Origin of the sequence: Kroppenstedtia guangzhouensis, from assembly GCF_014637345.1 — a bacterium.
Lineage (GTDB): Bacteria > Bacillota > Bacilli > Thermoactinomycetales > DSM-45169 > Kroppenstedtia > Kroppenstedtia guangzhouensis.
The window spans coordinates 17,143-38,528 of record NZ_BMEX01000006.1 but is presented as its reverse complement, the minus strand read 5'-3'; the positions used below and the strand labels follow the sequence as shown (position 1 = coordinate 38,528).

General features: G+C 54.9%; 22 protein-coding genes and 1 pseudogene. 18 read left to right on the top strand and 5 right to left on the bottom strand.

Annotated features, from left to right (window positions below; translation table 11 throughout):
• Positions 1-76: 76 nt before the first annotated feature.
• The 17 genes from IEV46_RS10270 to IEV46_RS10190 all read left to right on the top strand — a co-directional run bounded on the left by IEV46_RS10270 (position 77) and on the right by IEV46_RS10190 (position 17,580).
• A complete protein-coding gene (locus tag IEV46_RS10270) occupies positions 77-1,003 on the top strand; it encodes a methyltransferase domain-containing protein (protein ID WP_188432487.1) in 927 nt (308 codons plus the stop codon).
• Positions 1,004-1,073: 70 nt separating this feature from the next.
• Positions 1,074-2,000: a ribonuclease Z gene (gene rnz, locus IEV46_RS10265; protein ID WP_188432486.1), complete on the top strand. Its 927-nt coding sequence runs from the start codon at positions 1,074-1,076 to the stop codon at positions 1,998-2,000.
• Positions 2,001-2,003: 3 nt separating this feature from the next.
• Complete coding sequence (ybiA, locus tag IEV46_RS10260; RefSeq protein WP_188432485.1) at positions 2,004-2,456, top strand: riboflavin biosynthesis intermediates N-glycosidase; 453 nt, start codon at positions 2,004-2,006, stop codon at positions 2,454-2,456.
• Between the two features lie 101 nt (positions 2,457-2,557).
• Entirely contained in the window at positions 2,558-3,283 is a 726-nt protein-coding gene (locus IEV46_RS10255) for a response regulator transcription factor (protein WP_188432484.1), read from the top strand.
• Positions 3,273-4,997 (top strand): sensor histidine kinase, encoded by a 1,725-nt coding sequence (locus IEV46_RS10250; protein WP_188432483.1) that lies wholly within the window; start codon positions 3,273-3,275, stop codon positions 4,995-4,997. Before IEV46_RS10255 ends, IEV46_RS10250 begins: the two co-directional genes overlap by 11 nt.
• 69 nt (positions 4,998-5,066) lie before the next feature.
• Positions 5,067-5,981 (top strand): ABC transporter ATP-binding protein, encoded by a 915-nt coding sequence (locus tag IEV46_RS10245; RefSeq protein WP_188432482.1) that lies wholly within the window; start codon positions 5,067-5,069, stop codon positions 5,979-5,981.
• Positions 5,981-6,703, top strand: coding sequence for an ABC transporter permease (locus IEV46_RS10240; protein ID WP_188432481.1), 723 nt, complete (start codon positions 5,981-5,983; stop codon positions 6,701-6,703). Before IEV46_RS10245 ends, IEV46_RS10240 begins: the two co-directional genes overlap by 1 nt.
• On the top strand, positions 6,700-7,437 hold the full coding sequence (locus IEV46_RS10235) for an ABC transporter permease (RefSeq protein WP_188432480.1): 738 nt from the start codon (positions 6,700-6,702) through the stop codon (positions 7,435-7,437). The genes IEV46_RS10240 and IEV46_RS10235 overlap by 4 nt, the downstream gene beginning before the upstream one ends.
• Positions 7,438-7,478: 41 nt before the next feature.
• The gene (locus IEV46_RS10230; protein WP_188432479.1) at positions 7,479-7,778 is read left to right on the top strand and encodes a hypothetical protein; all 300 of its coding nucleotides are present in this window, start codon (positions 7,479-7,481) and stop codon (positions 7,776-7,778) included.
• Between the two features lie 144 nt (positions 7,779-7,922).
• On the top strand, positions 7,923-8,831 hold the full coding sequence (locus IEV46_RS10225; protein ID WP_188432478.1) for a DMT family transporter: 909 nt from the start codon (positions 7,923-7,925) through the stop codon (positions 8,829-8,831).
• A gap of 150 nt (positions 8,832-8,981) precedes the next feature.
• Positions 8,982-9,215, top strand: coding sequence for a ferredoxin family protein (locus tag IEV46_RS10220; RefSeq protein WP_188432477.1), 234 nt, complete (start codon positions 8,982-8,984; stop codon positions 9,213-9,215).
• Positions 9,216-9,511: 296 nt separating this feature from the next.
• On the top strand, positions 9,512-11,911 hold the full coding sequence (locus IEV46_RS10215; protein WP_268235893.1) for a 3-hydroxyacyl-CoA dehydrogenase/enoyl-CoA hydratase family protein: 2,400 nt from the start codon (positions 9,512-9,514) through the stop codon (positions 11,909-11,911).
• 172 nt (positions 11,912-12,083) lie between these two features.
• The gene (locus IEV46_RS10210; protein WP_188432476.1) at positions 12,084-13,265 is read left to right on the top strand and encodes an acetyl-CoA C-acetyltransferase; all 1,182 of its coding nucleotides are present in this window, start codon (positions 12,084-12,086) and stop codon (positions 13,263-13,265) included.
• A 102-nt stretch (positions 13,266-13,367) separates the two neighbouring features.
• Complete coding sequence (locus tag IEV46_RS10205; protein ID WP_188432475.1) at positions 13,368-15,143, top strand: acyl-CoA dehydrogenase FadE; 1,776 nt, start codon at positions 13,368-13,370, stop codon at positions 15,141-15,143.
• Between the two features lie 175 nt (positions 15,144-15,318).
• On the top strand, positions 15,319-15,819 hold the full coding sequence (locus IEV46_RS10200; RefSeq protein WP_188432474.1) for a hypothetical protein: 501 nt from the start codon (positions 15,319-15,321) through the stop codon (positions 15,817-15,819).
• A 90-nt stretch (positions 15,820-15,909) separates the two neighbouring features.
• A complete protein-coding gene (locus tag IEV46_RS10195; protein WP_188432473.1) occupies positions 15,910-16,221 on the top strand; it encodes a TM2 domain-containing protein in 312 nt (103 codons plus the stop codon).
• A 243-nt stretch (positions 16,222-16,464) separates the two neighbouring features.
• Positions 16,465-17,580: a hypothetical protein gene (locus IEV46_RS10190; protein ID WP_188432472.1), complete on the top strand. Its 1,116-nt coding sequence runs from the start codon at positions 16,465-16,467 to the stop codon at positions 17,578-17,580.
• A 69-nt stretch (positions 17,581-17,649) separates the two neighbouring features.
• On the opposite strand, the gene IEV46_RS10185 is transcribed toward IEV46_RS10190, so the two are convergent.
• The 5 genes and pseudogenes from IEV46_RS10185 to IEV46_RS10170 all read right to left on the bottom strand — a co-directional run bounded on the left by IEV46_RS10185 (position 17,650) and on the right by IEV46_RS10170 (position 19,546).
• On the bottom strand, positions 17,650-17,847 hold the full coding sequence (locus tag IEV46_RS10185; RefSeq protein WP_308420298.1) for a hypothetical protein: 198 nt from the start codon (positions 17,845-17,847) through the stop codon (positions 17,650-17,652).
• The gene (locus IEV46_RS18490; RefSeq protein WP_308420301.1) at positions 17,838-18,017 is read right to left on the bottom strand and encodes a hypothetical protein; all 180 of its coding nucleotides are present in this window, start codon (positions 18,015-18,017) and stop codon (positions 17,838-17,840) included. The genes IEV46_RS10185 and IEV46_RS18490 overlap by 10 nt, the downstream gene beginning before the upstream one ends.
• 29 nt (positions 18,018-18,046) lie before the next feature.
• Positions 18,047-18,178: pseudogene (locus IEV46_RS18485) on the bottom strand (tetratricopeptide repeat protein); the annotation flags it as partial.
• A 227-nt stretch (positions 18,179-18,405) separates the two neighbouring features.
• Positions 18,406-18,609, bottom strand: coding sequence for a hypothetical protein (locus IEV46_RS10175; RefSeq protein ID WP_188432470.1), 204 nt, complete (start codon positions 18,607-18,609; stop codon positions 18,406-18,408).
• Between the two features lie 13 nt (positions 18,610-18,622).
• Entirely contained in the window at positions 18,623-19,546 is a 924-nt protein-coding gene (locus IEV46_RS10170; protein ID WP_188432469.1) for a proline dehydrogenase family protein, read from the bottom strand.
• A 191-nt stretch (positions 19,547-19,737) separates the two neighbouring features.
• Between IEV46_RS10170 and pruA the strand changes: the two genes are divergently transcribed.
• The gene (gene pruA / locus IEV46_RS10165; RefSeq protein WP_188432468.1) at positions 19,738-21,288 is read left to right on the top strand and encodes an L-glutamate gamma-semialdehyde dehydrogenase; all 1,551 of its coding nucleotides are present in this window, start codon (positions 19,738-19,740) and stop codon (positions 21,286-21,288) included.
• Positions 21,289-21,386 lie beyond the last annotated feature (98 nt).

Genomic DNA, 21,386 nt, shown 5'->3' with positions numbered 1-21,386 from the left:
AAAAGGGGCATATTTTTTATATTAAAAACGGGGTGCTTTGATTGAACTCTGTGATAGGATGGGAAGGAACCGATTGATGAAGCGGGGGGAACCCGACCGGGAAGGTGATGACCGGAATCGGGGCCGGATCTTCTCTCAGTACGATCGAGTGAAGGAGCCGTTTGGAAAAATGAAGTTGGAGAAAAAAAGAATCGCTCATATTTTTAACCGACAGGCCGAAGTGTATGATGGGCATGCTGTGATTCAACAGCGGATGGCCCACCGGATCATGCAGACGTTGGATGAAAACAGGGTGGAAGCAGGGAACATACTGGAGGTGGGGTGTGGGACGGGCTATTTAACCCAACTGTTGTTGGAACATTTTCCTGATGCCGGTCTGGTTGGAATGGACCTTTCCAAAAGAATGGTGGCCACTGCCATGGGACGGACAGGCAATCAAGTCCGTTATTGGGTGGGAGATGTGGAAGAGGAACCCCTGGGCAAGAGATGTTATGATTTGATCGCCGCCAATGCCGTTGTCCATTGGTTGCAAAATCCGGGGAGCACTTTGCAGCGACTGGTGGATGCTCTGGAGCCCGGCGGGTTTCTGATTCTCTCCACTTTTGGTCCGGATACACTTCAGGAGTTGGCCTGGATCTATGATGCTGTCGAAGAGGAGATGGGACTTCCACCCTCCAGGCGGGTGGGTGGCTTTCGTTCCGAATGTGAATGGATTCGGCTGATGGAGCAGGCGGGGGTTTCCTCCCCCCGGTTCTTGCAATGTTGGCATCGACTTCCCTACCCGTCTGCCAAAGACCTTCTGACGGCGGTGCGGAGCATGGGTGCGGGGGGGACCCGGATGCGGGAGCATTCGGTCTCACCGGTGCGGGAAAAGTTGATGATCGAGGAGGTCTTGAAACGATACGACCGAATGTGGAGAGACAAAGACGGTGTCTATGCTACTTTTCAGCTGATTCAAGTCTACGGATGGAAAGGGATCAAACATCCGACAGCGAAAAAATAAAAAGAGGTTCCCGCCCGGTCGTAAGCGGCCGGGTGTTTTTTGGGGGTTGGGTGGGAGGAGGTGGAATACATTGGAGTTGATTTTTCTCGGAACGGGGGCAGGAATCCCTTCCAAGGAACGCAATATGTCTTCGATCGCTCTCCGGTGGCCGAACTACGGTGGGGATACCTGGCTCTTTGATTGCGGGGAGGGGACGCAGCACCGGGTTCTCACGTCAATGGTCAAGCTGACCCGGATGAGCCGGTTGTTCATCACCCACCTGCACGGAGATCATATTTTCGGGCTGCCTGGTCTGCTGGCAAGCCGTTCCTTTCAGGAAGGAGACCGCCCCCTCACCATTTACGGCCCGCAGGGGTTGGAGACCTTCCTCCGGGAAACGTTGGAGGTGAGCGGAACCCACCTTCGGTATCCTTTAATTTTTCAGGAAGTGGATGATGGGTCGGAATTCACTTGCAACGGAATTCGGGTTCGGGCTGCCCGGCTGGAGCACGGAATCACTTGTTTCGGTTACCGGATCGAAGAGCCGGACCGTCCGGGGGCCTTGCGCGTCGATCTGCTGAATAGGGATCGGGTGCCGCCGGGACCCCACTATCGACAGCTCAAAGAAGGAAAACAGGTCCGGCTGCCCGATGGGCGGATTCTGGACGGGAAGGATTATCTCTCCACCCCGAAGCGGGGACGACGGGTGGCGATCCTGGGAGATACTCGCCCCACTCCGGCAGCTGTGGAGTTGGCCCGGGATGTCGATCTTCTCGTCCATGAAGCCACCTATGGGAGGGAGCGGGAGGACTTGGCCCGGGAACATTTTCATTCCACCACGATCCAGGCAGCGGAAATCGCCCGTGCCGCCGGAGTGAGACGATTGATTCTCACCCATATCAGCCCCCGTTACACTTTAGCGGAAGGGGAATCTCTGGCTGAGGAGGCCCGGGTTCTGTTTCCGGAAGCTGAGGTGGCCAAGGATGGAAAAACCGTAACAGTGGAGTGGGGGGAATAATGATTGCGTAAAATCATCCGTTTTTACCGAGTGAGGGATGCCTACGGCTGCTTTTCCAACTTTGCTCCCTTTCCAATTGAGTTGAAGGGGAAGACGTGGCCCACTTCGGAGCATTATTTTCAAGCACAAAAGTTTGCGGGTACTCGGTGGGAAGAGGTGATCCGATTGGAAAAATCACCAATGAAAGCAGCACGTCAAGGGAGAAGCCGGGCTTTGCCCTTACGGCCGGATTGGGAGGATGTGAAAGATCGGATCATGGAGGAAGCGGTATATGCCAAGTTCACCCAGCATCCCGATCTGAGACGGGTTTTGCTGGGCACAGAGAAGGCGGTGCTGGTGGAGCATACTGCTAATGATCGCTACTGGGGCGACGGTGGGGACGGATCCGGAGAAAACCGTCTCGGCAAGATTTTGATGGAAATAAGAGAACGATTGCGCACGGAACCTTCTTCATAATCCAACCGCGGGCATTCGCCCGCGGTGATTTGATTTGCGACTGCCCTGTCAGAGGATTAAGATGAACCTGAAGCAATTCCGAGGATCAGGAACGGGGGAGTGTGAAAATGGCTGTCCTTTTGCTGGTGGACGATGAACCGTCCATACTTGATATGCTGGAGGTGACCTTGCGCAAGGAAGGGTTTCAGGAGATCCTGACCGCCCGCACCGGGGAGGAAGCGGTCCGGCTGGCCCGGAAAGGGCGTCCCGATCTGGTTTTGCTCGATGTGATGCTTCCGGATTTGGAGGGTTTTGAAGTGTGTCGTCAGCTGCGCTCTTTTACCACGGTGCCGATCCTGTTTTTGACTGCCCGTTCCAACGATCTGGACAAGCTGATGGGACTGGGAATCGGTGGAGACGATTATATCACCAAACCTTTCAATCCCCTGGAGGTGGCCGCCCGGGTCAAGGCTCAGCTCCGGCGCCAACAGTTGGTAGGTCAACAGATCCACGAGGAAAAACGGGTCCATGACTGGGGGAGATTTTGTGTCGATGAAGAAGCGGGACAACTGACTGTGGAAGGAACCGTGATTCCCTGCCCGGCGAGAGAGTTTCAACTGCTGGTCTTTCTGTGCCGACATCCCAACCGGATCTTCAGTAAATCCCAGCTGTATGAGCAGGTTTGGGGAGAAGAGAGTTTGGGGGACGACAATACCGTGATGGTCCATGTCCGCAGACTTCGGGAGAAAATCGAACCGAATCCGGCCACCCCCCGCTACTTGGTCACCGTGAGAGGGCTGGGGTACAAACTGCTCCCGCCGGACAGGAGGAATCACCGTGACACTTAAAGCCCGGCTCACCTGGCGTTTTCTGTTGTGGCTCATTCTCTTTTTGGGAGGGATGTTTCTCCTCTATTTCCTGGTGATGATCTCTCTTTTCGGAATCAATATCCCCGGCGGGGAAAATCCCTATATAGGGGATGTCATGCGAAACATGAAGAAAGCGACAGTGGTGGAGGGAGAACAGGTCCGGTTGTCGGAGGAAGGAATCCGGGAGTTGGAGCGCCTGTCCGCTTGGTTGCAGATTCTGGATGACCAAGGGGAGGAGGTGTACCGCCGGGGGGGACCGCGGGAACTCCCCCGGCGATATTCCCCTGGCAGCTTGCAGGATTCTGTGGCTCTTTCGGATCTCCACACTTGGCACGGCAGTGTGAAGGGGAAAAAGTTGACCTGGATCTTGGGGATAGAGGAAAATTCCCTGGTCAGACGGGCAGCGGAATCTGCGGCGATCCGGGGAAACCGGGTTCAGCTTCCGGATCCGATCCGGGAGGAGATCCGCCGAAGCGGCGGCTGGATCCAGGTGTTGGATGAGACGGGGAGGGAAGTGGAATCTTACCGTCGTCCCGCCTCCCATCCGGACCGACTGACGGCGGGAGAAGTGAGGGAGGCGCTGTCGCGGAAAGGAAGATCGGGGTACAGATTCCATTACTGGCATGACCGGCGGAACGGGCGGGACTGGACGTGGTTGCTCGCGGAACCGGCTGTGGAGGAGGAGCCACTGATGGAGGCCTATGACCGGATAGAACTCACTTATTTTCCTCTCTGGGCGCTGGTGACGGTGATTATCGCCTTCCTCTTCGGCCACCGGTTGGGCTCACCGATTCTTCATATGATGAACTGGTTGAAAAATCTGTCCAATGGAAAGTTGCAGGAACCCAAGGATAAACGGGGCCGTCCTGCCAGCCGGTCCGGGGAGGGGAGGTTGCGCAGACCCTACCGGGTATACCGGGAGGTGATCCAGTCTCTGGATTCTTTGACCGGATCCTTAAAACAGGCTGAGGAAGCAAGATCCCGTCTGGAGAAGTCACGGGAGGAGTGGATCACCGGAGTTTCCCACGATCTGAAGACACCTCTGTCCAGTATCAAAGGGTATGCCGATCTGCTGGCAACGGACCGGTTTCAGTGGTCGGAAGCGGAAGTGCGGCAATTCGCCGGAAACATCCGGGAAAAATCAGAATACATGGAACGGCTCTTGGAGGATTTGGGCCTCACCTTCCGGTTGAAAAACGAGGCCCTTCCTCTTAAGCCCCAACCGGTGGATGCAGCGGAGTTGCTCCGGCGGTCAGCGATCGATTTGGCAAACAATCCCCGGTTTGAGAACCGTGAAATGGTGTTGGACGTTCCCGAGGAAAGGGTGACATATCCCCTGGATGCTGCCTGGTTTAAGCGGGCGCTGGACAACCTGATCGCCAATGCCGCCATCCACAATCCACCGGAGACCCGGATCCGACTTACGTTGGAAATCCGGGGAGAGAAAGAGGGGCTTTCCTATCCTGGACTGTTGTTCCGTGTGGAGGATAATGGACGGGGGATGGATGCGGAAAGCGTCACCCGGCTGTTTGACCGGTATTACCGGGGGACTCGTACCGGTTCGGAACAGGGGACGGGTCTGGGGATGGCCATCGCCAGACAACTGGTGGAAGCCCATGGAGGGGAGATCCGGGTGGAAAGTCAACCGGGATCCGGAACCCGAGTGGAGGTCCTCCTGCCCCCGAAAAGTTAAGGTGCTGTTCAGGTGGTGTTTCGGAAGCTTTCACCTCTCCCCGTTACGATGGGGGAGGAGGTGGAGAGAATGTCGGAAACATTGGTGCAAACGGTCCACCTGACCCGCCGCTACGGTTCACAGGCAGTGGTGGACGGGCTCAATCTGAAGGTGAAGCGGGGAGAGGTGTATGGTTTCCTCGGCCCCAATGGTGCGGGAAAAACGACCACGATCCGTATGCTCCTGGGGCTGATCCGCCCCACATCCGGGGAGATTGAAATGTTTGGTCAACCCCTGGAGAAGAACCGCAAACAGATCCTGCGCCGGGTGGGAGCCTTGGTGGAATCTCCCTCTTACTACGGCCATCTCACGGGGCGGGAGAATCTGGAGGTGACCCGGCGGCTCCTGGGAGTCCCCAAACAACGGATTGATGAGGTGCTGGAGCGGGTGCGCCTGCGTCAGGCGGCGGATAAAAAGGTGAAGCAGTATTCCCTCGGGATGAAACAACGGTTGGGAATCGCCTTGGCTCTCCTCGGGGAGCCGGATCTGTTGATCCTCGACGAGCCCACCAATGGGCTGGATCCCGCCGGCATCCAGGAAATCCGGGAGTTTATCGTCGAGTTGCCCCGTCGGCAGGATGTCTCGGTGCTGGTCTCCAGCCACTTGTTGAGCGAAGTGGAACAGATGGCCTCACAGGTGGGGATCATTCGGCAGGGCAAACTGATCTTTCAGGGGCCGATCACGGAGCTTCGGAAACAAAGCCTGCCCCGGGTCCGCTTCGGTGTGGGGGACCCGGTGGAGGCTCAGCGTGCCTTGCGGGAACAAGGCTGGCAGGTTTCCAGAGAAGAGGGGGATCTCTGGATCGAAGGGCTGAACCGGGAGGCGACGTCCCGGGTGGTGGAAAGTCTGGTGATGGACCGGTTCTCCGTCTACCGGGTGGAGGAAGTGAAGCCTACCCTGGAGGAGATTTTCCTCGGATTGACCGGGAAGGGGGAGAGCCTCTGATGCTTCGGATTCTGGCTGCGGAAAGGTTGAAGATGAAGCGCACCTGGTTGCCGGTGCTGGTTTTATTCGGTCCAACGGGGATTCTCCTGTCCATGATGGTGGATTTTGGATTGCGCCGGGACTTTCTCCTGCAGCAACCACTTGACAGTTGGTCGATCTTGGTGAAGGAGGTTTCAGCTTTACTTCCGCTGACATTGCTTTTGGGATCGACGTTGCTGGCTTCCTTGATGGTGGGGGCGGAACATCAAGCTTCCTCCTGGAAACACCTCTTGACCTTGCCCCTGTCCCGTTTTCGGATCTATCTGGGCAAGGGGATTCAAATGACCGGGTGGTTGCTGATGGCAGGGATCTTGATGGTGCCGGTCTTTGCCTTTTTGTGGATCTGGTTTGAAATGGGGAAGGAAGTTCCCTGGGGCTCCTTTTTGAAAGGGGGGCTTTATCCGGTGTTGGCGGTGTTGCCAGTGGCGATGCTGCAGCTGTGGCTGTCGGTGGTGATTCGCAATCAGGCACTCCCGGTGTTTATCGGCGTGGTTGGGTCCTTGTTCAATAAATTGCTTCCTGCTTGGATGCCCTGGGCTTATCCGGGGAATTCCATTCCGGTGCAGATTGCCTGGGAGGATAACAATCCTGCAGTTTGGGTGCCGGCAGGGGTCGGAGTGGGTATTCTCCTTCTGATCCTGGGTGCGTTGCATTTTTCCCGTCGGGAGGTGGCGACCGAATGATGGGATTTGCTCGCTTGATCACAGGTGAGTGGTTAAAGTTGCAAAAGTGGCTGCTGTGGATTCTGCTGTTGCCAGGTCCATTCCTGGCCGTTTGGGTGGGGAGTCAATCCTTGGAGATCAATGCCTATGAAACGGAAGATTGGCTCTGGATGTACATGATGACGGTTCAGCAATATGGTTGGCTCTTTTTTCCTGTCTTGACCGGGGTGTTCGCTGCCTTGATCTGCCGTTATGAACATGTGGGCGGCGGATGGAAACATCTGTTGGCCCAACCAGTCTCCCGTACCCAAGTGTATCTGGCCAAGGCTTTTTTGTTGGCGGGTTTCGCCGCTGCCAGTCAGGTGATCCTCCTGATTTTCTATATGATTGCAGCCTGGTTGAACGAGCTCCAAGACACCGTTTCCTGGGGGATTCTGTTCAAAAGTGCTATTGCCGGTTGGGTGGCGGTGTTACCTCTGGCGGCTCTTCAGTTGTGGGTTTCCTTTTTATGGAGGAGCTTTGGGGTTCCCCTGGCCATCAATATCGTGCTGGCTCTGCCGACGATCTTGGCCGCCCAGTCGAAGGAATTTGGCCCTTTTTATCCCTGGGCGCAACCGATGCTGGCGATGATGCCGGCGGGGAATGGATATCTGGATGTTCACACGGAAACCCTGGTCTCGGTCATTCTGACCGGATTTCTCGTCGCCGGGATCGGTGGTTGGATTCATTTTTGCCGCCGGGATCAATCGGCGTGAGAGCCAAAGCCGACCTTTCACGGGGGAAGGTCGGTTTAATGATGTCACCCTCCTTCACAAACACGTCTGCCCCCGACCATGCCGAACTTTTAAAGAAAGAGGCGCTGATCGGTTATGGAAAGAAGAAATTCCACTCCCTTCTTCAGCCGCAGGAAGGCGCAAAGCCTGATTTGCGGCTGATCTATTTGTACATCAAGGAAGAGGATTCCATCGTCGTCTTTGTAGAAGTGAAAGGGACGGTGGTTAAAGAAGAGGACATGTCACCTCTCGCACAGGGGTCAGAACTTTGGTACAATTGGAACTGGATTGGAAAGACTTATACTCCTTTTAAAAGGAGGTGAGTGGTGATTCTTCTGAAGAATGTGCTCCCCCCACCCGGCCGAATCCCGACATACTTGTACGGAGACTGAAAACGGACGGGGCGGGACCTCGATGCTTGACGGAGGATTTGCGCATCCTGTCCGGATCAACAGGGAGGGATCGGGATGCGACATGGATTGGGTTGGATCTGTCTGGGAGCGTTTTTGTGGGGGACGGCGGGACTGGCGGGAAAGGTGTTGATCTCACGCCACGGGATGGATCCGCTGGTGATCGGCGCCTGGCGTCTCACTATCAGCGCCCCTGTTCTCATGGTGGCGGCGGTATGGGAAAGCAGGTGGTGGAAGCGCCGAGCTTTGGGGCGGCGAAAGTGGGGATGGCTGACGATGTTCGGCCTGGCTGTGGCCGGATACCAGGTGGGCTATTTTTCCGCAGTGGATCGAACGTTGGTGTCCACTGCCACCATGCTGACGGTCTGTACGGCGCCCCTGGTGGTGGCGATTCTCGCCCGGACTCTGTTGAAAGAGCAGCTGGGCGCCCCCACCCTCGTCGCCTTGACGGCGGGATTGGCGGGAACGGTACTTTTGATCGGAGGGGATGGACTGGCGGGGTTGACAGATCCCCGTCTGACCACCGGCAATGCTCTGGCTTTGTTTGCGGCTTTTTGCTACGGGGGTTATACTTTAATTGGAAAGCATCTGTTGGCAGATGCCCCCCCTTTCCGGGTGTTGGCGGTTGCCTTCAGTCTGGGGGCGTTGCTGTTATCACCGGTGATCCGGTTGCCGGATCCCTCACTGGAGGCGTGGTTGCTCCTCTGTTATCTGGGTGCTGTACCCACTGCTGCTGCTTATCTCTTTTATATGCACGGATTGCGCCGGTCGACGGCGACCCGGGCATCGGTGGCGGCCCTGTTGGAGCCCTTGACCGCGGCCTTGCTAGCCTTGATCTTCCTCGGGGAGCGGTTGCCTCCTGCAGGGTGGGTCGGAGCCGGACTCCTCCTTTCTTCCCTGGCCTTGATGCAAATGAAGTCAGATACAGGTGGGGGTGAGGGGAAATCGGGGCAAAGCGCTGTTTAAGATCAGGGGATTACAGGAAATAACAAAGTCAGGAATTTTGCCCTTTGGCCCGGATCGATCATCCAGGGTGATACCCTCGCCCCAGGAAGAATCCGGAACATCCCAAACAGTAATTAACTAAGTTGGATCATCAAAAGGAGGCAATTCATTTTGGCCTTTGTAATCACTTCTGCCTGTAAGGACGAAAAAGCGGCTGAATGTGTGGAAGTCTGCCCGGTGGACTGCATCCACGGAGATGAAGTGATGTATTACATCGATCCGGATACCTGCATTGAATGTGGCGCATGTGAACCGGTCTGCCCGGTGGAAGCGATTTATGAAGAGGAAATGGTTCCGGAAGAGGAAAAAGAGTACATCCAGATCAACGCCAATTTCTTCAAATAAAGAGAAAAGCGGGCACGAATGCCCGCTCTTCTTTGTATGCCCGCTTTCTTGCAAATGAAAAAATTGACGATAAACTCTTGACTCTGAAGCGGATCGGATCGATAATAAGAACTGAAGGCTATCCCCTTCCAACTTTGGGCTTACCGAGCCCGCCGGCGGTGAAAAAGCTGAAATCAGGGTCCGTCGGACGCCGCCTGTCCAACCCGAATGGAGAGGTTTTTTTCTACCCAAGGAATGAATGATTGTTCATTCAACCCCTGGACGGATCATGTGTCCAACTGAGAGGAGGAGGACTCTTGACGAGAATCAAGAAAGCGGCTGTGATCGGCGCCGGTGTCATGGGTGCCGCCATCGCGGGGCACCTGGCCAATGCCGGGATTCGCACGGTCCTTCTGGACATCGTACCCAAAGAGTTGACGGAGGAAGAGAAGGCGAAGGGATTCACCCTGGAAGATCGGGCGGTGCGAAACCGGATCGCTCAGACGGGAAAGGATCGGTTGTTCAAAGAGAAGCCGAGCCCGCTCTTCCACAAAAAAGTGGCTGATCTCATCGAAACGGGCAACCTGGAGGACGACTTCGAAAAGTTGGGAGAAGTCGACTGGGTGATTGAAGCCATTGTGGAGAATTTGAAAATCAAACAAAATTTGTTCGCGGATGTGGAAAAGGTTTGGAAACCGGGAATCATCGTCAGTTCGAACACCTCCGGGATCTCCATCCGGGAGATGGTGGCCAACCGTTCAGAGGAATTCCGATCCCATTTCCTCGGCACCCACTTTTTCAATCCGCCGCGCTATATGAAGTTATTGGAGATCATCCCGACTGAAGCGACGGATCCGGCTATTGTCAGTGGGATGAAAGCGTTTGCCGAATCTGTTTTGGGCAAAGGTGTGGTGATGGCCAAGGACACTCCCAACTTCATTGCCAACCGGATTGGTGTCTACGGATTGCAGGTCACTTTCCAGAAGATGCTGGAGGAAGGGCTGGGTCCTGACGAAGTGGATACAGTGACGGGACGAGCGATGGGAAGGCCGAAGAGTGCCACCTTCCGCACGCTGGATCTCGTCGGTTTGGACACCTTTGTTCACGTTTCCGACAATGTGCGTGAAAATGTGACCGACGCGGAAGAGAAGAAGGCTTTTGAAGTTCCTGAACTGCTCAAAGAGATGGTGAACAAGGGTTGGCTTGGCGCCAAGAGTGGCCAGGGATTCTTCAAGCGGGTGAAGACGGAGAAAGGAAAAGAGATCCTTGTTTTGGATCCAAAAACCAAGGAATACCGTCCGCGCAAGAAATTGAAGGCCCCGTCCCTGGAAATGTCCAAGCGGGCCAAAACCATGAAAGAACAACTGCGGGCGCTGGTCTATGCCGATGACCCCGCGGGACGTCTGGCTTGGTATATCTCCAAAAAGGTACTGCTCTATTCTGCGGCACGCATTCCTGAAATCGCCGACGATATTATCAGTGTCGACCGGGCGATGCGCTGGGGTTTCAACTGGGATCTCGGACCTTTTGAGTTCTGGGATGCGATCGGCGTGGAGAAATCGGTGGCCCGCATGAAGGAAGAAGGAGAGACCATTCCGCCGCTGGTGGAGGAGCTCTTGGCTTCCGGTTCCAAGTCCTTCTATGAGAAAAGTTCGGAAGAGGATCGGGTATTCCATCTCGGCGGCAAATTCACCAAAGTGGAGGAACACCCCAAGGTAATCAACCTGGCCAAACTGAAGGAACAGGGCAAGGTGATCAAAGGCAATAAAGGTGCCAGTCTGATTGATATCGGCGATGATGTGGCCCTGCTGGAGTTCCACTCTCCAAAGAATGCTATTGCGACGGATATCATCCAGATGATCAACACTTCGGTGAAGGAAGTTTCCGACAACTACCGCGGATTGGTTATCGGAAATCAGGGGAGCACTTTCTGTGTCGGAGCCAATCTGATGCTGATCCTGATGGAAGCCCAGGATCAGAACTGGCCGGAGCTGGACTTGATGGTGCGTCAGTTCCAGAAAACGATGGGTTCCTTGCGCTACATGGATAAACCGGTGGTGGCCGCACCCTTCAACATGACTCTCGGCGGTGGGGTGGAAGTTTCTCTTCCCTGTGATCGGATCCAGGCTTCTTCCGAGTTGTACATGGGGTTGGTGGAAACCGGCGTCGGCTTGATCCCCGGGGGCGGCGGTAACAAGGAATTGCTCCTCCGCTGGATGGATGGTGTCGACCCCAAAGACCGCATTGCGCTGCAACCGCTGGTCAACCATGTGTTTGAAACCATCGCCATGGCCAAGGTGTCCACCAGCGCCATGGAGGCCCGGGACTACAAGTTCCTGCGCAGGGAAGACGGGATCACCATGAACGGGGATCACCTTCTTTATGATGCCAAGCAACAGGTGCTCGCCTTGGACGCCGCGGGTTACCGCCCGCCGCAACCGAAGAAGATTCCGGTGGTGGGGGAGACCGGCTACAACACCTTGCGTCTGGGTGCCTACGGAATGCTTCAGTCCGGCTATATCAGTGAACATGACTATAAGATTGCGACCAAGCTGGCCTATGTCTTGGCCGGTGGCACAGTGCCGGAAGGAACGTTGGTGGATGAACAATACCTCCTGGATATTGAGCGGGAAGCGTTCCTCAGCCTGGCGGGTGAACCCAAGTCCCAGCAGCGGATGATGCATATGCTGACCAAGAACAAACCCCTCAGAAACTGATGGGCCGTCGAAGCCTTGTGAAAACAGTCATCAGAGGAAGGGTCGGGTTTTTACATGGATAATCTTGGCTTCCCGAGAACCTCGGTAAATCATGTGAATCCATGCCCGGCCCAAGATCGTACGATTCACAATGCTTTCAGGGGCACCCAACCTTGTGAAGGAGGAGAGGAGTATGCGCGAAGCAGTCATCGTTGCCGCGGCGCGGACCGCTGTGGGGAAGGCGAACCGTGGCTCGTTGAAGGATACACGCCCCGATGACCTGGGTGCGTGGGTGGTTCAGGATCTGATGAAGCGGGTGCCACAGCTGGACCCGCAGGAAGTGGAAGATGTCATCATGGGTTGCTCCTTCCCCGAAGGGGAACAGGGTATGAACGTGGCCCGGGTGATCGCCACTCGGGCGGGACTTCCCAACACCGCAGCGGGTCTCACCATCAACCGATTTTGCTCCTCAGGATTGCAGTCGATCGCCATCGCCGCCCAACATATCATGGCCGGCTTTGCCGACACGATCATCGCCGGTGGGGTGGAGAGCATGAGCATGGTGCCCATGGGAGGTTATAAGCCGGCTCCCAACCCCTACCTGATGGACCATGCACCGGAAATCTACATGTCCATGGGCCACACAGCGGAAGAAGTGGCCAACCGTTACGGGGTCTCCCGGGAGGATCAGGATGCTTTTGCCCTGCGGAGCCATCAACGGGCGATCAAAGCCATCGATGAAGGTCGGTTTAAGGATGAGATCGTTCCTGTGACGGTGAAAAAACGTGTGGTCGGACCCGATCATAAACTTCACGAAGAAGAGTTTGTCTTCGACACCGATGAAGGACCGCGTCGGGACACCTCTCTGGAAGTGTTGGGCAAGCTGAAGCCCGCTTTTCGTGTCGGAGGATCCGTCACCGCCGGGAACTCCTCCCAGACCAGTGACGGTGCTGCGGGAGTGATCGTCATGTCCCGGGAGAAAGCCGAATCCTTGGGAGTCCAGCCGATCGCCGTCTTCCGCTCCTTCTGTGTCGGCGGTGTCGATCCGGATGTGATGGGAATCGGTCCGATCGTCGCCGTCCCGAAGGCTTTGGAAAAAGCGGGTCTCACCTTGGATCAAATCGATCTGATCGAGCTGAATGAGGCCTTTGCTTCCCAGTCCATCCAAGTGATGCGCCATCTGGAGATGAACCCCGACATCGTCAATGTCAACGGCGGGGCGATCGCACTGGGTCATCCCCTGGGATGCTCGGGGGCCAAGCTGACGGTCAGTATCCTGAACGAGCTGAAACGGCGCGGCGGCAAGTACGGTTTGGTTACCATGTGTATCGGAGGCGGCATGGGCGCGGCCGGCGTGTTTGAAATGGTGAACTGAACCGGAAAAATCCAGAAAGGCCGGGGTTCCGGCTCAAAAACTGTGATCATGTGAATCCCGGCCGGATTGTCAAATTACCGATTGGCAAAGGAGGAATCGGAGATGGCGGAAAAAACCATCACCAAAGGAGGCAGCTACCTCCTGGAGGAGCACAGCCTCGAGGATGTCTATACCCCGGAAGAGTTCAGCGAAGAGCACAAGATGATTGGCAAAACCACCGAGGACTTTGCCAAGGAGAATGTGTTGCCGGTCCTGGAGGAGATTGAGAACCACAACTTTGACCACACCGTTCGCCTGTTGAAACAGGCCGGGGAGCTGGGGCTTCTGGGCGCTGATGTACCGGAGAGCTACGGCGGTCTGGGCCTGGACAAAATCAGTTCCACACTGATCACCGAAAAAATCGCACCTGCCCGTTCCTTTGCTCTCAGCCACGGGGCTCATGTCGGGATCGGAAGTCTGCCGATCGTCTTCTTCGGAAATAAGGAACAGAAGGAAAAATATCTTCCATCGTTGGCCTCAGGTGAGAAGTTTGCCGCCTACGCTTTGACTGAGCCGGGGTCCGGTTCCGATGCCCTCGGTGCCAAAACCGTGGCCAAACTTTCCGAAGACGGCAAGCATTATCTCTTGACCGGTGAGAAGCAGTGGATCACCAACTCCGCTTTTGCCGACATCTTTGTTGTTTATGCCAAAGTGGATGGAGAGAAATTCACCGCGTTCATCGTCGAGAAGGATTTCCCGGGTGTCTCCACCGGTCCGGAAGAGAAGAAAATGGGGATCAAAGGTTCCTCCACCCGGACCCTGATCCTGGATGAAGCCAAGGTGCCGGTGGAAAACGTATTGGGTGAAGTGGGCAAAGGGCACCTGATCGCCTTCAACATTTTGAATATCGGACGTTACAAGCTGGGGGTCGGCTGTGTCGGTTCCTCCAAGCGTGCGATCGAAATTTCGGCCAAGTATGCCAACGAGCGGAAACAGTTTAAAACCCCGATCGCCCAGTTCCCGTTGATCCAGGAGAAGCTGGCCACCATGTCCGCCAAGACTTATGCGCTGGAAAGCGTGATCTATCGTCTTGCCGGGTTCTTTGAAAAGGGTCTGGCCCATCTGGAACAGGCGGAAGGCGCCGAGGCGGCCAAAGCGATTGCCGAATACGCCCTGGAATGTTCCATCGCCAAAGTCTTCGGCTCCGAAGTGCTGGATTATGTGGTGGACGAAGGGGTCCAGATCCATGGTGGTTACGGGTTTATGCAGGAGTATGAAATTGAGAACATGTACCGTGACTCCCGGATCAACCGGATTTTTGAAGGTACCAACGAGATCAACCGCCTCTTGATCCCCTCCACCCTGATGCGGAAAACCATGAAAGGGGAACTCCCCTTCATGGAAAAAGCTGCGGGTCTCCAGGAAGAGCTGCTGATGATGATGCCCACCCTCTCCGAGGAGGAGCCGGCTCCGCTGGAAGAGGAAGCGAAAATGATCGAAAATGCCAAGAAGATCTTCCTGATGACCGCCGGTCTGGCTGTGGAGAAGTATCAGATGGACCTGGAGAAGGAGCAGGAGATTCTGCGGGATGTGGCGGATATCGCCATTGAAATCTTTGCCATGGAAAGCGGTTATCTGCGGGCCAAAAAGGCGCTGGAGAAGGAAGGTCTCAACCAGGCACAGGCCAAGATCGATCTGACCGCCGCCTATGTGTATGAAGCTTTCCCGCGTGTGGAGCAGAAGGCGAAGCATATCCTCACCTCCATGGAAGAAGGGGATGTCCTGCGGACGCAGGTGTCCATTCTGAAAAAGTTGACTCGTTTTGAACCGATTAACGAAGTGAAGTTGAAGCGGACCATCGCCAAGCGGGTTCTGGAAGCGGAGCGCTTCGTGGTGTAACCGCCAAAATTTATCCACCCACGGGAATTCCCGTGGGTTTTTGTGTTATAATTTAGCCGACGTCAGATCAGGCTGGGACGAAGCCTGCGGTGAAAGGGAGTCGGCTCCCGCTCCGAAAAGCCCCCTGTTAGAGGTGTGTACGTCATCCAACGAACCATTGGAGGTTATGTCGGGAATGAAGCGTTTTGCACTTTTACTTACTCTTTCTGTTTTGTTGGTCTTCTCTTCAGGTTGTGGACTGCTAGTGGCTGACAAAGAAGGAGAGAAAGAGAAGAAAACAAAAGAAGAAGAGATCGATGCTGTGGAACCCAGTGAAACCTTTAAGGAAGTGGAGTTTAAGCACATCAACTGGTTCATGGGTGCACCTGACCCGGAGGAACACGGCGGGATCTGGCTTTACAACAAAGAAAAGCATCCGGGTGTGCTGGACAACAACAATTGGGACACGAAAGATATGCTGCTGGTTCAGGCCTCCTCTCCCAAATATGACAAGTACTCTCTGAAGGTTAGAAAACTGCAGGTGATCAAATCCGACGTGGTGAAAATTGTGGTCAAGCTGGAAGAAGACAACGATGACAAGCCCGCCCATGAGTATATCTCATTGAACCGGGGCGATCTGGATGGCATGAAATTCATCGTGGAAACCACAGACGGCAAACCGGTGGAAACGAAGTAAAACGGTTCCGGGATAGATGGCAACCAGTGTTGTCCGGGCGGAAGATGTCAAGTACTCTGAAATCAACAGCAGAAGTATAGGGTGTTGATAATGACGGACAAGAATCGCTTCAGTCAAAAGAGGGCCCCATTCGAAACCCCTGAGAAGAACCCGCGAGAGAGGCTGATCACCGCTTACGGCCTCTGGTTGTTCCTAGGCGTGCTGGGAGGACACCGATTTTATCTCGGAAGAAAGAATTCCGGTTTTGCGATGGGTGTGATCGGGCTTCTGTTTCTCTCCTTTGGTCTGTTTGTTTATCAGCTGCCGGGATTGGGAGTCTCCCCACTTCTGGCGATGGCACCTTTTCTTTTCTGGTGGGTGCTCGATGGGATTGCGATCCCCAAATGGCTGTCGCAACTGTGAACCGGTGCCGGTATGGCACCTTTTTTTATGCCTCATGTTCTGTTTTTTGCCGTGAATCCCTATTTTTGCAACCATTCGATATAAAAATTTTATTTTCGACAAAATACAAGAGGCGTTAATCTAAGATTTTATTCCGTAAATATAAGTTTATCATTAAAATTTATTGAAAAAATTAAATAAGTATAATAAAATACAGTCAAGTACTGTGAGCTTGGAAGTATAACCCTTCCGGAGGTGGTGACTGTGAAACGATGGGTGGGTTACTGGTTGATGTTCTGTTTCGGAATACCGGTCCTCGTCGCCACGGGTTATGTTTTGCTGCACCAGCGGTTATTGGATACTCCGGATTATTTCCCGTATTGGCTTGCTGAATCTTATTTCTATCCCGGCCTGCCTGCCATCGCTTTGCTGACTTGGAAGGTGCATTGGGGGAAGAGAAATCCCTTCGCCTATTTCATGTTTACTTTGAGCCTGATTGCATGCGTACTCTATCTGGGAACCGAGGATGTCCGGGAGAACCTGGGGGATCCTGTGCAGGAGAAAATTTATCCTCTCGGGCTGATGGACCGGGAAATAGTCACCCGGGAGGGGAATTTTGTCGTTCCTTACTTTCCCTTGGATCGATCCCAACTGATGAAAGTGATTCAAAAGGGCGGAGCAGTGGATGTGATCCGGGTGGAGGGCAAAGAACTGATTCTCTCTTTTACTGATGAGATCTATCGTTCCTATCCCTTGCGGGATCAGGTGTTGGATCTCGCCCTCAGAGTGCTCGTCGTCGCAATTTTCGCCGTTTTCTTCTATGTGGTGATGACCGTCTGGTGGCGGGATCTGGAGGTGAAGGATGGACAGATCTGGATTTTTCACTGGGGAAGAGTAAAAACGATCCCTGTGGCACAGTTGATTCAGCTTCGATTGGACTCTTGGGGGGAGGAAATTCAGGTGGAAACCGATGAGGTGATTCATACTTTTCCCTACGATTCAAAAACTGCCGGAGATCTGATGGCGGCAGCCAAAGAAGCCGGTCTCACCCCAATCCGGAACGGGCGTCGTTGGTTGCGGTCGACCCAATTCCGGGAGATCCGGTTGGAGGAAAGAGGGTTGGTGATGGATAACGGGGAGGAGGTAAGGGTTCCCTATGATTGTGTGGCAGCGCTTCTGTGGGATCCGGTGATTCAAATTACGATGTTGGACGAGACTGATTTTGTGATTACCGATGATCGGTATACGGACCGGGCTTGGTTCGATGAACTCTCCCGCAAGGTGAAGGGGGCCTGGATCCGGGATGGACAAGGCTACACCGTTGATGTGGACCCCAGGAACCAAAGAGTGGCTCTGTCGCTGGATGAGTGGAGGGAGTGAACCCAAGGGCACTTCCTGCGGATGAAAAAAACCGCCTGATACACGGCGGATCAGTGGAATCGTGTGTCATCACCTCCGGTTGCGAAAGGCACGTGCGACCAAACCGGTCATCCAGGGACGGGGGAGGAGGCGGGGGAGGGAGACGAGGAATCGGTTGAGCCTCCCGGTGATCACCACCGGCCGCCCTTTCTGCCAGGCGGAAAAGCCGAGACGGGCCACCTGTTCCGCGGGCATGTTTTCAAGTTGAATGCTCCTTTCTACTCCCAAGTTTGATTCAGTTTGTCCAGATAGAAACGGATCGCTTTTTCATAGGAACGGATGGAATCATCACGGGTGGTGTCCAGGCGGAGCAGGATCTCCATCGCCTCCCGATGTCGGACCCGGTTGTACAGCGCCATGGCCAAAAATCCCCGAGACAGCGGGAAGTGGAGCCCCACCCCAACAGGGCCCCCCGCCGGTCTTCGCCGGAGAGGCCCAATCTTAGAGCCCGCTCGTAAAAAGGGACACCCTCCCGCTCCAAACCGAGAGAGTCGTGAACCCAGGCGCACTGGAATTGGATTTGGGCGTTGTCCGACTCTCTTTCCGCCAACCTCAACATCCGTTTCCTCGCTTCCTCGTGCTGCCCCGCTTCCCGCAGTTCTTTCATGAATTCTCCGCTCGTTTCTGAATTCCCCGGCAACATAAAATTCCTTTACAATAGTGTACTTGCATCAAGGAAGTGAGGCAACCGCCCCCCGCTGCTTCACACCCGCCTCCCGATTATCACAGACACGACTTCTACATGAATACAGCTCCCGTCCGGTAAGCGAGATGTCCCTGCTCTTTTCAGGGGATCATTCTGAGCACTTCCATCACCCGGCGGTGGGATGTGTGGACGGCTTTCTTCTCCACGGTCCGGGGCTGGAACAGGGAGCGGAGACTCCTGGACAACCGGATCTTTCCGTACGGAACTCCAATGTACATGGTGATCATATTGCTCTCGATCCGTCGGGGAGATAGAAAAAGTCGGCCGCTGTGGGCCGATTCCATGGGTTGCCGGATTTCACCTCCGTAACAAGCCCTTCAACACAAACAGGGCGTTGGCGGGGCGTTCGGCGATGCGGCGGGTGAAATAGGGATACCAATCTTTTCCGTAAGGGGTGTAGACCCGCACATTGTATCCTTCCTTGACCAAGTCCCGTTGGAGGGTGTTGGCGATCCCGTAGAGCATCTGAAACTCAAATCGGTCGTTGGAGATGTGGTGTTCCCGGACAAACCGCTTTGTCCAGTCGATGATCTGTGGATCATGGGTGGCTACAGCGGTGTAACCGCCTCGCAACAGGTGCATCTTCACCAGCCGCAGATAGTTGGCGTCCACATCTTTTTTATTCGGATAAGCCACTTCCTTGGGCTCTTTGTAAGCCCCCTTCACAATGCGCAGGTTGGCCCCCAGTTCCCCCAGCTCCCGGACATCCTGTTCCGAGCGGTAGAGATAGGATTGGATGACTGTACCGATCCGTTCCTTTCCGTATCGAGAGAGGAGGGTTTTAAAGATGTCGAGGGTAGCCTCGATTCGGGGGGAATCTTCCATGTCGATCCGGACGAAGTTTTTCGTTTCCTTTGCTTTGGCGGCGATTCGGTCCATATGATCCAGGCAGAGACCAGGGTCGATGTCCAGCCCCAGCTGGGTCAGCTTGACGGAAATGGTGGAGTTGAGCTCTTCTGCACTGATCACATCCAAGGACTCAATGGCGGCCTGAGCGGCTGCTGCTGCTTCTTCTCCGGTGGTGATACCTTCACCCAGCAGATCCAGTGTAACCATCAGTCCATCGGCGTTCAGTTCCTTCACAGTGCGGACGGTCTCAGCCATCGTTTCACCGGCCACGAAGCGGGAGGCCCCCCATTTCATGCCGTATCTGGAAATCAGCCTCGTCACCCGCGGATGCGCGGATAAGGTTAATACGACTTTACGTGTAAAGGACACCATTCATCCCTCACAATCTGTCCAGGAGATTTGAAGCATACATAAAGTATCCGGTATCATTCCCTCTTTCCGACGGGTTCACCCCGGATGGAATTCGGTTTTGGGTTCAGAATAATATATGCGGATGGTGGAACCCGGGTCCCGTTGCCCCATCATCGGATCCGGGAGAAACCACAGGAAAGGAGAAGGATGAGATGGGAGTCACTCCCTTTCGAAACGAACCTTTTACCGATTTTTCCCAGGAATTGAACCGGGCGGCATTTGAAGCGGCCTTGTCCCGGGTGGAGAATCAGCTGGGAGGGGATTACCCTCTGATCATCGGGGGAGAAGAGGTCTTCACGGAGAAGAAGATTCGCTCGATCAATCCCTCCAACCTGGATCAGGTGATCGGCTATGTGGCCCGGGGGGACAAGGAGTTGGCGGAGAAAGCCATTCAATCGGCGGTCCACACTTTTGAGAGTTGGAAACGGGTGACCCCGGAAGCCCGGGCCGACATCCTGTTTCGGGCGGCGGGGATTCTGCGCCGCCGTAAGCATGAATTTTCCGCCTGGATGGTGTTGGAGGCGGGGAAAAGTTGGGTGGAGGCCGACGCAGACACTGCGGAGGCCATCGATTTCCTGGAATACTACGGTCGGGAGATGATCCGGTTGTCACAACCGGTGCCCCTGACCCGCAATCCGGGGGAAGACAATCGGCAACACTATATCCCCCTGGGAGTGGGGATTGTGATCCCGCCGTGGAACTTTCCCCTGGCGATCATGGTGGGTCTCACGGTTTCCTCCGTCGTGGCCGGGAACACGGTCGTTCTGAAGCCGGCCAGCAACACCTCGGTGATCGCCGCCCAATTTATGAAGATCTTGATCGAAGCCGGTTTGCCTGACGGGGTGGTCAACTTCCTCCCTGGCCCGGGAGGAGAGGTGGGGGAGTATCTGGTGCAACATCCGCTGGCCCGGTACATCTCCTTCACCGGTTCCCGGGAGGTGGGGCTGCGTATCAACGAACTGGCTGCGAAAACAGCACCTGGGCAAAAGTGGATCAAACGGGTGATCGCCGAGATGGGTGGCAAAAACTCCATCATTGTGGATCGGGACGCAGATCTGGACAAAGCGGCGGGGGATATCGTCCGTTCAGCCTACGGGTTTTGCGGTCAGAAATGTTCCGCCTGTTCCAAAGCGGTAGTTCACAAGGATGTCTACGACATTATGTTGGAAAAGGTGACCCGGCTGATCCAACAGTTGAAGGTGGCACCGGCCCGAAACCTGGAGATCGATATGGGGCCGGTGGTGGATGAGAGGGCGGTGGAGAAGATCATGGATTACATTGAGATCGGAAAAAAAGAAGGCCGGTTGGTGACCGGGGGTGGCAAAGGGAAAGGAAATGGCTATTTCATTCAGCCCACCCTGTTCGCTGACGTGGATCCCGAGGCCCGGATCAGCAAGGAAGAGATCTTCGGGCCGGTGCTGGCTTTCATCAAGGCGAAGGACTTCGACCACGCCCTGGCCATCGCCAACAACACCGAATACGGCCTCACGGGTTCTGTCTACAGCCGCAACCGGGCGCATCTGGAAAAGGCCCGTGATGAATTTCATGTGGGTAATCTTTACTTCAATCGCAAAAGTACCGGAGCTCTTGTCGGTGTTCATCCCTTCGGCGGCTTCAACATGTCCGGTACCGACTCCAAAGCCGGGGGCCCTGACTACCTGCTTCAATTCACCCAGGCCAAACTGGTGTCGGAAGTGTTTTGAACGGGCGGATGGAGAAAGTACTTCTCTGCTTTGGAGGAGTACTTTCTTTTTCATTCAATGAATTCTCCTAAAAGTGTTGCATCTTTTATAGGATAATG

Bases quoted from the DNA above. Each gene is read 5' to 3' on its own strand.
- IEV46_RS10270 (WP_188432487.1), top strand. From the start codon at position 77: ATGAAGCGGGGGGAACCCGACCGGGAAGGTGATGACCGGAATCGGGGC.
- IEV46_RS10245 (WP_188432482.1), top strand. From the start codon at position 5,067: ATGTCGGAAACATTGGTGCAAACGGTCCACCTGACCCGCCGCTACGGT.
- IEV46_RS10240 (WP_188432481.1), top strand. From the start codon at position 5,981: ATGCTTCGGATTCTGGCTGCGGAAAGGTTGAAGATGAAGCGCACCTGG.
- IEV46_RS10235 (WP_188432480.1), top strand. From the start codon at position 6,700: ATGATGGGATTTGCTCGCTTGATCACAGGTGAGTGGTTAAAGTTGCAA.
- IEV46_RS10230 (WP_188432479.1), top strand. From the start codon at position 7,479: ATGTCACCCTCCTTCACAAACACGTCTGCCCCCGACCATGCCGAACTT.
- IEV46_RS10225 (WP_188432478.1), top strand. From the start codon at position 7,923: ATGCGACATGGATTGGGTTGGATCTGTCTGGGAGCGTTTTTGTGGGGG.
- IEV46_RS10210 (WP_188432476.1), top strand. From the start codon at position 12,084: ATGCGCGAAGCAGTCATCGTTGCCGCGGCGCGGACCGCTGTGGGGAAG.
- IEV46_RS10205 (WP_188432475.1), top strand. From the start codon at position 13,368: ATGGCGGAAAAAACCATCACCAAAGGAGGCAGCTACCTCCTGGAGGAG.
- IEV46_RS10200 (WP_188432474.1), top strand. From the start codon at position 15,319: ATGAAGCGTTTTGCACTTTTACTTACTCTTTCTGTTTTGTTGGTCTTC.
- IEV46_RS10195 (WP_188432473.1), top strand. From the start codon at position 15,910: ATGACGGACAAGAATCGCTTCAGTCAAAAGAGGGCCCCATTCGAAACC.
- IEV46_RS10175 (WP_188432470.1), bottom strand. From the start codon at position 18,609: ATGGAATCGGCCCACAGCGGCCGACTTTTTCTATCTCCCCGACGGATC.
- IEV46_RS10170 (WP_188432469.1), bottom strand. From the start codon at position 19,546: ATGGTGTCCTTTACACGTAAAGTCGTATTAACCTTATCCGCGCATCCG.
- pruA (WP_188432468.1), top strand. From the start codon at position 19,738: ATGGGAGTCACTCCCTTTCGAAACGAACCTTTTACCGATTTTTCCCAG.